The organism is Vibrio sp. Vb1554, assembly GCF_033344235.1.
Genome location: NZ_JAWPOJ010000029.1, coordinates 39,925 through 51,616 on the forward strand (window position 1 = coordinate 39,925; position 11,692 = coordinate 51,616).

Annotated in this window: 9 protein-coding genes and 2 tRNA genes; 5 read left to right on the top strand and 6 right to left on the bottom strand. The window is 43.8% G+C overall.

Going from position 1 to position 11,692, the window contains the following annotated elements; translation table 11 throughout:
- Window positions 1-11 precede the first annotated feature (11 nt).
- On the top strand, window positions 12-800 hold the full coding sequence (locus R8N28_RS19485) for a lipase family protein (RefSeq protein WP_005375991.1): 789 nt from the start codon (window positions 12-14) through the stop codon (window positions 798-800).
- 74 nt (window positions 801-874) lie between these two features.
- Here R8N28_RS19485 and R8N28_RS19490 read toward each other — a convergent pair whose 3' ends face one another.
- The 4 genes from R8N28_RS19490 to R8N28_RS19505 all read right to left on the bottom strand — a co-directional run bounded on the left by R8N28_RS19490 (window position 875) and on the right by R8N28_RS19505 (window position 3,287).
- Window positions 875-1,129, bottom strand: a complete 255-nt coding sequence (locus tag R8N28_RS19490; RefSeq protein WP_005375990.1) for a hypothetical protein — start codon at window positions 1,127-1,129, stop codon at window positions 875-877.
- Between the two features lie 130 nt (window positions 1,130-1,259).
- Entirely contained in the window at window positions 1,260-2,783 is a 1,524-nt protein-coding gene (amyS, locus tag R8N28_RS19495) for an alpha-amylase (protein WP_065275337.1), read from the bottom strand.
- A gap of 307 nt (window positions 2,784-3,090) precedes the next feature.
- Window positions 3,091-3,164, bottom strand: a tRNA-Cys gene (locus R8N28_RS19500).
- 36 nt (window positions 3,165-3,200) lie between these two features.
- Window positions 3,201-3,287: transfer RNA gene (locus R8N28_RS19505), tRNA-Leu, on the bottom strand.
- 550 nt (window positions 3,288-3,837) lie between these two features.
- Between R8N28_RS19505 and R8N28_RS19510 the strand changes: the two genes are divergently transcribed.
- From R8N28_RS19510 to R8N28_RS19525, 4 genes are all read left to right on the top strand, one after another.
- Complete coding sequence (locus R8N28_RS19510; RefSeq protein ID WP_005375988.1) at window positions 3,838-5,469, top strand: methyl-accepting chemotaxis protein; 1,632 nt, start codon at window positions 3,838-3,840, stop codon at window positions 5,467-5,469.
- Window positions 5,470-5,670: 201 nt separating this feature from the next.
- On the top strand, window positions 5,671-6,900 hold the full coding sequence (alr, locus tag R8N28_RS19515) for an alanine racemase (protein ID WP_062730974.1): 1,230 nt from the start codon (window positions 5,671-5,673) through the stop codon (window positions 6,898-6,900).
- Window positions 6,901-7,211: 311 nt separating this feature from the next.
- Complete coding sequence (locus tag R8N28_RS19520; protein ID WP_062730973.1) at window positions 7,212-7,943, top strand: AzlC family ABC transporter permease; 732 nt, start codon at window positions 7,212-7,214, stop codon at window positions 7,941-7,943.
- Complete coding sequence (locus tag R8N28_RS19525) at window positions 7,940-8,248, top strand: AzlD family protein (RefSeq protein WP_017820198.1); 309 nt, start codon at window positions 7,940-7,942, stop codon at window positions 8,246-8,248. Before R8N28_RS19520 ends, R8N28_RS19525 begins: the two co-directional genes overlap by 4 nt.
- 140 nt (window positions 8,249-8,388) lie before the next feature.
- Here the strand turns inward: R8N28_RS19525 and dld are convergent, their stop codons facing one another.
- Entirely contained in the window at window positions 8,389-10,095 is a 1,707-nt protein-coding gene (gene dld, locus R8N28_RS19530; protein WP_065275338.1) for a D-lactate dehydrogenase, read from the bottom strand.
- Between the two features lie 382 nt (window positions 10,096-10,477).
- Window positions 10,478-11,380 (bottom strand): LysR family transcriptional regulator, encoded by a 903-nt coding sequence (locus R8N28_RS19535; RefSeq protein ID WP_017633645.1) that lies wholly within the window; start codon window positions 11,378-11,380, stop codon window positions 10,478-10,480.
- Window positions 11,381-11,692: the final 312 nt, after the last annotated feature.

Sequence of the window (11,692 nt, forward strand, 5' to 3'; positions counted from 1 at the left end):
AGAAAGTTAACGTGAAACCATTAAAACGATACCAATACGAGCGCTATGCGGTGCTTTGTAATCTCGCCTACCCTCGCGTCTTCAGACAAACTCAATATGGATTCGATCCTAATGGGCAACGAGTCATTAGAAATGAACACGGTAAGATTATGATTCGCGTGCTCTGGAGTAAAAAACAGAGTGAAGTGGTCGTAGTGATTAAAGGCTCACACAGTATCAGTGATTGGTTGTTGAACTTCGCGATGTGGACGAGAAGCTGTCGAAGGTTGGGACTAAACTATCGCATTCACGCAGGTTTCTATCATCTGTTGTTCCAAGAAAGTTTACCGAGCCGGAATGAAGATCGGTTAGGGTTGACCGTGATCGAACGCCTCGAAGGTATCGTTGTACCACTTATTCTCAGGGGGAAAAGAATCACTATTACTGGCCACTCTTCAGGTGGCGCGATTGGCAGTGTTTTTGCTGACTATATTGAGAAAAAATACCCAAAAAGCATTAAACGCGTGGTCACTTTCGGACAGCCCGCTGTCGGGGATTGGACGTTTAAGAAACGCTACCGTTTGGGGCACAAAACATACAGGATTTGTTGCGACATCGACATCGTGACCTTTATGCCGCCCGTACCTTTTTTGTATTGGCATGTAGGCAAAATGCTATGGTTATATAACGGGAGAATATACGAGAACACCCCAACGCTCATACGGCTTGGGCGCTCCTTATTTAGTTGGTTAATGCGACCGTTCTCTTATCACTTTATGAGTAAATACATTCGCGACAAAGACTTTTTTGATGAACGCTGAGTTAAACATCCGAAAGGTATGAAGTATAGACACGAAAAAGCCGGACTTCGCCGGCTTTACGATTAAGTGGTGATCTACAGAGAGGCAATTTCTTTTTCAAGTTGATATTTGTTATCTGTGACAATTCGCTCTAACACTTCAACACGTCGCTTCAAGTCACCAATTTGCTTGTTAAGGTTATCTTGTTCTTCTCGGCTCATCGTATTACGTTCAGATATCTCCAACGCTCTTACTTCTTTACGATGGTTCAAGATTAACTTTATTATCCCGCCCCCAAATATGGCACCGAACACAATAGCCACAACCAATACATCAGCAATAGATTCCATTCTTTATCTTCCTCTAGATTATGCTCAAATATAAGTTACTCATTTGTAGAATGAATATCAAATAACACATTGATTCATTGAAAAGTTTTATTAAGAATTGCCTACTCTGTATCAAAATCACAGGAATGGATTATTCAACGCCAACCCAAACCGAGACAGATCCGCCGTTTACTGGGAACTCAGCCCAACCATTCGCATCAGTCCAAACTTCTTCAGTTCGGATACCCAACTTGTCTACGTAGCGAGCACTTGGTTTACCCGTATACATCCACTTCGAGCCGCCAGGTCCATCACTCATGATCACGGCCATTGAATGTGGATGATTTGCATCACCTTCTCGAGTCCAACCAATTACGTCCCAGTGGTCGAGATAAGAATGTTGTTTGCCATAGGCATAATCTTTACGCAGTGTTACTAGCTCTTTAATGTAAGGCACTTTGACCATATTGATGTCATGCCCTTTATCACTGTACTGCGCGCCGTAGTAATCTGCATAAAACACGGATGGATAACCTTCTTCACGCAATAAGATAAACGCGTAAGCGAGCGGCTTAAACCACCAATCAACCGTCGACTCCAAAGCCTGCAAAGGTTGAGTGTCATGGTTTTCTACTAAGGTTACCGCTTTGACTGAATTGTCCTTCATCAGCGTACCATTCATGATTTGACGCATATCGTAGCTACCACCCGATTTAGACGCATTGTAGAAGTTCATATGTAACGGTGCATCGAATAGAGACATGCTGCCAGAAGTTTTGGTGATAAAGTTATGCAGCTGATTCACATCGTAGTTCCAGTACTCTCCGACCGTGAATAGTTCTTTCCCTGTTTTCCAACGTAGGTGATCAATCCATTCTTGCAGGTATTGATATTTGATGTGCTTCACCGCGTCCATTCTAAACCCATCAACACCAGTCATGTTGATATACCACTCGCCCCAGTCTTTCAGCTCTTGCTTAACTTCAGGGTGATCCATGTCTAGATCAGTGTACATAAGGTAATCGTAGTTGCCTTTTTCCGAGCTAACTTCCCAATCCCATGCCTTACCCTCACCTTTGAATTTGAAGATAGCTTTTTCTTCGCCAGCATCGTCCCAGTCCACGCCATCAAAGTGGTACCACGTCCAATGAAAGTTTGAGTACTTGTCGTTGCGCCCAGGGAAATCAAACTCTACCCACGTTTCAATCCATTTGTCGCCGAGCTCAATATTTCGGTTGTTCCAATCGACTCGCTTGGTGTCGACCCAGGATTTACCATCCGCACCGCCACGGTGGTTAAACACTACATCACCATAAATTTGAATGTTATTTGCGTGTGCCGCTTTGATAGCATCGAGGTATTGGTCTTTAGTACCGTATTTGGTTCGCACCGATCCTTTTTGATCAAACTCCCCCAAGTCATACATATCGTAAACGCCATAACCGACGTCGTTGCTACCACCAGCACCTTTATAGGCGGGCGGTAGCCATAACGCGGTGAAGCCGTTGTCCGATAGTGCCGGCGCGTTGTTTTCAACTTGTGTCCAGAGTGCACCGTCATTTGGCACATACCAATGGAAGTACTGCATCATGGTGCCATTTTGTGCCGCCATTACAGGCGAACTGAGCAGCAAAGTTAAGGGTAAAAGTGTAGGTTTAAGGTTGAATGTTTTCATTATTTTTCTCTCACGTTAAGGACTAGAATCCTCCTTTCTGCATATACGCACCAAGCGATACTAACTTTGACGCTAGCTAGGTTGCTGCCTGTAATACAAAAAGTTCGGATTACAATCGAAGAGAAACTATCACCAATCACACTATACAATTATTGAGTTGTCTAACATTTATAAAATCAATGATTAGCGCGTTAAAAATATTGAATGGTGATCAAAACATGGGAGACTTTAGGAAAGCGCGAAGGGTTACGAAAAGGCGGATTAAAAACGAAAAAAGCCAGTCATTTAAGACTGGCTTTCGAAATAGTGGAGGCGCCTCCCGGAGTCGAACCGAGGTCCACGGATTTGCAATCCGCTGCATAGCCACTCTGCCAAGGCGCCTTTCTGATTTTTTATCTCTGTTACCAAAGATTTTGATGGTGCCCCGGGCCGGACTTGAACCGGCACAGCGCGAACGCCGAGGGATTTTAAATCCCTTGTGTCTACCAATTCCACCACCAGGGCAACGCAATCATGCGATGGGTTAGACACCATCTGTCTCAGCGACCTTTGCCGTGAGAACGAGGCGTACTTTAACGGATTAATTTATCTGGTCAACAATAAATTTTATCTTTTTGATTTAAGTGCTTAAAAAGCGATCTGACTAGTACGTTTGGCATTCAAATAGACCAATAAGCACCCGTTCCCTTTCATTAGCCTTGAAGTCATACGCATATTAGTGTCCGTAACTGCTTCGAGGTAAACACGCGACTATCACGTTATGAACGCTGATCTTTTCACCGCTGTAACATCTGTAACAATTTGATTCCCTACTCTTGGCACGACTGCGTACAGAACATCATATTTTGTTACCGATAACTTTATATCGAATGTGGTCGTACCTTTATAAAATCATTGACTTTTTTTATTTTCAAACAAAGCTCAATTCATTATCGAAAATATCAATAAATAATGGTACGTTACACGAGTTGCAGTAATTTAATGGACATATATCACATATAAGGATGTGGTTTACTTTGGCGACACAACATAAGAAAAACAAGGTATATCACTAATGTCTATCAAGAATCTTTCTATAGCGAAAAAGATATCGCTATCGTTTTTACTCATTGCCATCGTCAACATTGCATTTGGCGTGTTTTTATCTACAGAGCTCAAAAGCATCAAATCTGAGCTTTTAAACTATACCGATGATACGCTTCCTGCAATGGAAAGGGTCGATTCGATTCGAGATCATTTGTCTCGCTGGCGCCGAGCTCAATTTGCTGCGTACACTTATGAAGACGCAGACCAAGTCAAAACTAAAATTTCTAACAATATTAGAGAACGCGAAAAGATCACTAGAGAGCTCAACGCTTACGGTGAAACTATCTGGCCTGGCGAAGAGCAGCAAACTTACCAGCGTCTTATGCGTCAATGGAAAAAGTACTTGGTTACTATGGACCAGTACAATGAAGCGATGCTAGCTAACGACAAAAGCAAGGCCCACCCTATTTTGGCGAACTCTTTGTCTGCTTTCGAAGCGGTTGACTCAGAGTTAGGCGAACTAATCCGTCTCCTTAAAGAAGCTATGGACAGCAACAAAACTCACATCCTGTCCTCTGTAAATGGATTGAGTAATTCTTCAATTGCAAGTAACGTGATTATTCTACTGATCATGGTAGGCATGACATACGTGCTGACTCGCCTAATTTGTGGCCCACTTAAACTTGTTGTTGAGCAAGCAAATGCCATCGCGACAGGTGATCTATCAAGTGACATTGACCGTAAAGCAATCGGCAATGACGAGCTTGGTGAACTGGCAGACGCGACCACTAAGATGCAAGATGACTTACGCCAAGTTATCGATAACGTGATTGCTGCAGTTACTCAGTTAAGCAGCGCTGTCGAAGAGATGAACCAAATCTCCGATATTTCTGCGTCTGGTATGAAAGATCAACAGCTGCAAATTACGCACATCGCAACAGCAATGACAGAAATGAAAGCGGCCGTAGCCGATGTTGCTCGTAACACTGAAGACTCAGCGAACCAAGCTAACGAAGCAAACCGACGCACACAACACGGTGTTCGTGAAACCCAAGGTATGGTTGACGCGATTCAAGAAGTTTCAAACGTAATTGGCGCTGCAGGCGATACCGTAGCAGAGCTTGAACAGCAATCGAATAAAATTAACGTGATCGTGGATGTTATCCGCGACATTGCCGATCAAACCAACCTACTTGCACTTAATGCAGCCATTGAAGCGGCGCGTGCTGGTGAGTCTGGTCGTGGCTTTGCCGTCGTTGCAGACGAAGTTCGAACTCTTGCCGGCCGTACGCAAGATTCAACGAGTGAAATCACTTCGATCATTGAGCAGCTACAATCACTTGCAAAAGACGCAAAATCAGCTACTGAACTTTCTAGAACCAGTATCTCAGAATGTGCAGAACAAGGCATTCAATCAAAACAGCTGATGAGCGACATTGAGCATTCGATTTCGGACATCTCAGACATGGGTACCCAAATCGCCACGGCTTGTAACCAGCAAGACTCTGTTGCGGAAGAGCTTAACCGCAGCATTGAAAACATACATTTGGCATCTCAAGAGGTCTCGCAAGGTTCGGAGCAAACCGCACAGGCGTGCCGCGAACTAAGCCAGCTATCCATTTCTCTTAAAGATGTAATGAGCCGCTTTAAACTGAGTTAAACTCAGTGGATACCTTAGTAGATATCAAATCAATCCCGATTTGCTTAAATTGAATGTCATCACTGAGGTATATTTAGGTATATATTAAATCACTATCTTAATAAACGCTCCAAAGCACCACTTGGAGCGTTTTACTTCGTCAGGTACTTTCCCCAAGTACTCAATAACATAACCAATACAAAAAACGCGTACGGAGACTTTATGCGCTTAAATAAAACCTTACTATCACTGACTATCGCTGCTGCAATCGCGATTCCTGTAATGCAAGCTACTGCTGCTCCTCTTCAAATTAGCAATACAGCAGCAAAAGCAGAGCAAGTTCAAGGTGCTAACGCTTGGCTAGAAATAAACTTAGGTCAGTTCCGCGATAATATTGAGCAGTTTAAATCGCACATGGATGGCAAAACGAAAATCTGCGCCGTGATGAAAGCCGACGCATACGGTAATGGTATCGCAGGCCTGATGCCGACTATTATCGAGCAACAAATTCCTTGCGTTGCCGTTGCAAGTAACGCCGAAGCACAAACTGTTCGCGACAGTGGCTTTAAAGGCCAACTTATGCGTGTACGCTCAGCGGATATTGGCGAGATTGAAGCCGTAATCGACCTAAATGTCGAAGAGTTGATAGGCACAGCAGAGCAAGCTAAAGCACTGTCTAAACTAGCCGAGAAAGCTGGTAAAGAAATCAAAGTTCACCTTGCTCTGAACGACGGTGGTATGGGGCGTAATGGTGTTGATATGACGACAGAAGCGGGCAAGAAAGAAGCGCTAGAAATCGCTCAACAAGCTGGCGTTAATATTGTTGGTATCATGACTCATTTCCCTAACTACAATGCAGACGACGTGCGCCAAAAGTTAGCTTCATTCAAAGACAGTTCTGCATGGCTGATTAAAGAAGCGAATCTAAAACGCGACAACATTTTACTGCACGTAGCAAACTCTTACACCGCGCTTAATGTTCCTGAGGCCCAGCTTGATATGGTTCGTCCTGGTGGCGTTTTATACGGAGACTTACCAACTAACCCTGAGTACCCTTCTATCGTGTCTTTCAAAACACGCGTGGCATCCGTTCACCACCTGCCAAAAAATAGCACAGTCGGTTACGACAGCAGCTACACAACAAGCAAAGAAAGCTTAATGGCGAACATTCCTGTTGGTTACTCTGATGGTTATCCACGAAAAATGGGGAATACAGCAGAAGTTCTGATCAATGGCCAACGTGCAAAAGTTGCGGGCGTTGCTTCAATGAACACCACAATGGTAGATGTTACAGGTATAAAAGATGTTGAGCCTGGTTCTGAAGTTGTTTTGTTTGGCTCCCAACAAGGCAAAACGATTTCAGCTACTGAGATGGAAAAACACGCAGAAGTCATCTTCCCTGAACTATACACGGTTTGGGGAAGCGCGAACCCTCGTGTCTACGTAAAATAAACCTACTCAGTTATTCGTAACAGAGCGAAAAAGCGAGCCTGGTGCTCGCTTTCTTTCTTATTTACTAATCTGTACTAGCTCGTGATGTTATCAATTAAACAGAACTTACTATTTCTGTTGTTTTAATCTCCTTTAGCACTACCAAGTACGACTCTCTACACTCTGTTTCTTAAAGCCGCTTGGATGGCTCATTTTTATATAGCACTTAGTGTTTGAAAGCCCCTCCAATTGATGTTAAACATGAAGTTTACAAAAGAATAACAAACACACTCGTATGGCACTGCCCCTTTGCCTGCTAGCTAGGTATCTCTATGACAGAAAATACTCAACATCTTCAACGCTCCTCCGCTGAGTTGCACGAATTTAATCGGCTTGACGTCTGGAACGGATTCACCCAACTTTTACCCCTCTCTATGTTCGTGGTCATATTTGGCCTCGCTTTCGGTGTTGCTGCCGTACAGACTGGACTAGATGTATTTCCCACAATGTTGATGAGCACACTGGTCTTCGCCGGTGCTTCACAATTTGCCACGTTAGAAATGTGGGGAGCAGAAGTCCCTCTCATTCCAGTTCTTATTACTGTATTTGCTATTAATGCTCGTCACCTCTTGATGGGAGCCACACTTTATCCATGGTTACGACAACTCCCACCAACAAAACGTTACGGTGTAATGCTGGTAGCATCAGACGCTAACTGGGCAATGGCACTCAATGCATTTGGTAGAAAAGAACCAGGCTTTGGCTTGCTTATTGGTGGCGGCTTAGCGATGTGGTCTTTTTGGATTGTGGGCACCTGGATCGGCATTTATTTTGGTAGCGCAATCAAAGATCCGGTGGGCCTCGGGCTCGATATGGTTATGGGATGCTTCCTGCTGTCTATGGTGGTGGCCGGGCCGAAAGACTTAAGAATCTTTGCGATTTGGGCCATAGCAGCAGCCTCTTCTATGTTGGCGTATTGGTATTTGCCAGAGAATAGCCACGTAGTGGTTGGCGCCATTACTGGCGGAGTATTGGGTGCTTGTTGGAAGGAGAAGAAAGCATGAACATCGAAACAACCTTAGGTGGCACACTGCTTATCATTATCGCTATGGCGTTAGTCACGCTCATAACCCGCTGGGGCGGAGTGTATGTTATGTCATTCATTCCAATTAGCGAACGGGTTCAACGTTTCATTACTGCGATGTCAGGCTCCGTATTGGTTGCCCTTTTAGCTCCGCTAGCAGTAGAGGGTGATAACGGTGCTAGAGCAGCACTGTTTTCTACTGCCGTTGTCATGTTCATCGTGAAAAAGCCTCTACCCGCAATCGCAGCAGGCATCATCGCCGCCGCTGCAGTACGTGCTCTTTAGTCGTTGTTTCAAAGCCGATACCAGTCATCAATAAAAGACCCAAAACACAAAGCCCTGATGTCACAAGTGTCATCAGGGCTTATCTTATGCTCATCATTTTAACGATGAACAACGATTATTAATCATGGTGAGACAGCACATTACGCACAGCAGTTACAATTGCGCTTATATTTGTCCATTTTACCAATACCAGGGTTAAAGGTATTGGTTGGGTCTAATTCGTGGTAAAACTTCTGCAACGAGTTTTCGGCTTCATACAAGTGACCCACGTTATGTTCTGCTGGGTATTTGGCACCACGGCTATTGAGGTGCTCAAGCATCAGCTTTTTCATCAACTTCGTGTCAGTCCCTTTTTTGAAAATGTAATCTTGATGGAAGACGTAACACATAAAGTGACCATAATAGAGCGCTTGAACAAGGTTCTTACTTACCTCTTCAGGCAAAGTTTCTAGCCACTCTTCATCATTACGTCGCAAAGCGATATCAAGTGCAACGATGTCTTCTACGTCTTTTCGGTGAATCGTCTCGTAACGAATTGCTGCACCTGCTGCTGCAAAGCGATGTAAATAAGCTTTTTTACCCTCTTCCGGCGTACACTCGAAGAAATCACAGTCGTCTTCAACAGCCCAAACTTCTTTGAGGTATTTTTGTGCTTCAGCAATACCACCATCACTCATTTTCAATACCAGGTGATGCTCATACTTGTCACGGAAATCCAGCATTCGCTCTGGTAAATGTTGTGGGAACAACTTGCTCGCGTAGTACAAAATGGTGTCTGGCAGATATTTACTGACAAACGGGATGCGCTCTAAGAAATTTTCTACCTTAGCTTTAAGTGCGAACATTTTTGGCAGCTTATCTGTGCCTAACAAGTCGATGGATAAGAACACATCCTTGCCGTACTTCTCTGCCATGTTGAAGATATCTCGATGCAAGTATTCTCCCATCTCAGGCAAGTTATCAAACGTAGATAAGAAGTCTTTTCGCAACTTCGTTAGTTTCGCAGGGTCATTGGTGCCAAGGTAAAAAACCTGCTCTTTTTCGGGTACTGGGTAGCTGTCAACCCGAACGGCAAAAACACCCAACTTGCCAGCACAGCCACTGGCTTCAAATAATCGGCGTTCATCGGCATTAAAGCGAGAAGGAATGTCAGAAGTCACGTCTCGAACACGTTCATCGTATTCTCTGTCTGATGCCATTCGCTCATCATGAATGATCTTCGCTGGGTCAAAGTTCCCTTCTTGCAGGTTTGTTAGAATTTCTTCTGGCGTTTCACCTAATCCTTCAATACCAAGGTGGTTCACCAAATGTAACTGGCCTTGCTTATCGACCTGCGCGTAGATCGCCAGTTCCGTATAAGCAGGACCACGCTTAACTAGCGCACCGCCTGAGTTATTGGCGATACCACCGACCACAGTGGCACCTAGCGATGAAGAGCCGATGATAGAATGCGGTGCTCGGTTCACTGCCTTCAACTCTTTCTCCAAAGAGTGTAAGCTCGCACCAGGCAAGCAAACCGCCTGCTTACCACCATCTAATAAGTGAATCTTCTTGATTTTGGTAATATTGATCACAACCACATCGCGATCATAATCATTACCACTCGGAGCTGAGCCCTCTGTTAAACCTGTTTTAGCCGCCTGCATGATAATGATGCAGTTTGCTTCAACACACTGTTTAATAATCTTCCATTGTTCTAGAAGAGTGTTAGGAAACACGATAGCAAGCGCATTACCACTACCCGAACGAAACCCCGAGCGGTAATATTTCGTTTTAACCTCGTCGGTTAGAACATTTTCTTCCCCCACGATGGTTTTAAATTCTTCAATCAGCTGCTTTTGTTTCATATCCGTATCTCTAGTTATTGTACTTCGCTCACAACACCGCTTAGCGGCAGGCATGGCGTTTGAGCCACTATAAGCAGTCCATTTCTCTGCGTCTATGTCAGGCGGACGAACAATACGTAATCAATAAACAACAAACAAAATAATTCTTTATTTTTCTGTTACTTATCTTTCACATTTGAGAAATTTAACGTAAGAAACAGACCGTTTCTTAAAAGAAACAATAGCAAAACCATTTGTTAACAGTTGTTCGGGGTATCTTGTTATCAATATTAGTGAAGAAAACGAGGAGAAGCGTAAGCTCCTAAATTTAAGAGGACTCTTAGAAATGAAGATGGAAACATAAGCTCAACACCAACATAACGATCGGTGTTGAGTTATTGGCTTAAAATCGATGGTTTTGACTTTGAAAGCTTGTGTATAGATGATCGATAAAGATTTTAATTTTTTCTGGTTGCTGACGAGTGTAAGGGTACACCGCATAAATACCCAAACATTTGGCTGTTTCGTCTTTAAATAACTGAATCAGACTGCCTTGCTTTAAGTCTTCATAAACCAATACACGCGGCACATAGATGATTCCCTGCCCTAACAGCGCCACATTTCTCAATACAGAAGAATTGTTAGTACAGAGGTTACCGTCGACGGTGATTTGATATACCTCGTCTCCATCTTTAAACGCCCACTCATGCGCTCCGGTTTCTTGGTAGGAATAGACTAAACAATTGTGTTTAGCCAAGGCTTGAGGTTGTTTAGGTATGCCATGTTTAGCTAGGTATTGGGGTGACGCGCAAATGATCCAATTTGCATCCACCAGCTTTCTTGCAATCAGACTAGAATCTGGCAACACACCCGTTCTAATTGCCAAATCAAAACGTTCATTCACGATATCGACGAAACGATTATCTAGATCCATATCGATATTGATGTCTGGGTATTTCTGATTAAATTCATTAATCACTTGAGGAAGAATTAATTCACCAGAGATAGTAGGCACCGAAATTTTAATGTTTCCAGATAAGTTTTTACCTAAACCCACAATGGATTCTTCCGCCGTTGCCACCGCTTGATAAACCGCTTTTGCATGAGTAAAAAACGCTCGTCCTGCTTCAGTCAACGTTAGCGTTCGCGTTGTTCGGTAGAGAAGCTGTACACCAAGCTCTTGTTCAAGCTTGGCAATCCGTTTACTGACGACCGATTTGGTCAGTGACATATGTCTCGCGGCAGCACTGAATGAACCTTGCTCGATCAAGTGATAAAAAATGATGTAATCGTCGGTATTTCTCATGCGTCTTCGTCAAATCCTTTGGAAGCCCGTATTGTAAACTGAAATTGGCTGAGGTGCGAAACATCGGGTCACACTTAATATCAGAAACTCGTGACAGAGATGGGGTTGCTAAGCTCACAGGTAATGAAAAAGAGATGGTGTGAATTTATCAGTCTTCAGATACAAAAAAACCAGCTTTCGCTGGTTTTAAGTTGATGCACTTGGCATCGAGATACCGCCATGGCCATATCTGAATAATTTGGAGCGACACACGAGGTTCGAACTCGTGACCTCAACCTTGGCAAGGTTGCGCTCTACCAACTGAGCTAGTGT

Coding starts and splice junctions, on each gene's coding strand:
- alr (WP_062730974.1), top strand. CDS start 5,671: ATGCGCTTAAATAAAACCTTACTATCACTGACTATCGCTGCTGCAATC.
- dld (WP_065275338.1), bottom strand. CDS start 10,095: ATGAAACAAAAGCAGCTGATTGAAGAATTTAAAACCATCGTGGGGGAA.
- R8N28_RS19490 (WP_005375990.1), bottom strand. CDS start 1,129: ATGGAATCTATTGCTGATGTATTGGTTGTGGCTATTGTGTTCGGTGCC.
- R8N28_RS19510 (WP_005375988.1), top strand. CDS start 3,838: ATGTCTATCAAGAATCTTTCTATAGCGAAAAAGATATCGCTATCGTTT.
- R8N28_RS19525 (WP_017820198.1), top strand. CDS start 7,940: ATGAACATCGAAACAACCTTAGGTGGCACACTGCTTATCATTATCGCT.
- R8N28_RS19520 (WP_062730973.1), top strand. CDS start 7,212: ATGACAGAAAATACTCAACATCTTCAACGCTCCTCCGCTGAGTTGCAC.
- amyS (WP_065275337.1), bottom strand. CDS start 2,783: ATGAAAACATTCAACCTTAAACCTACACTTTTACCCTTAACTTTGCTG.
- R8N28_RS19535 (WP_017633645.1), bottom strand. CDS start 11,380: ATGAGAAATACCGACGATTACATCATTTTTTATCACTTGATCGAGCAA.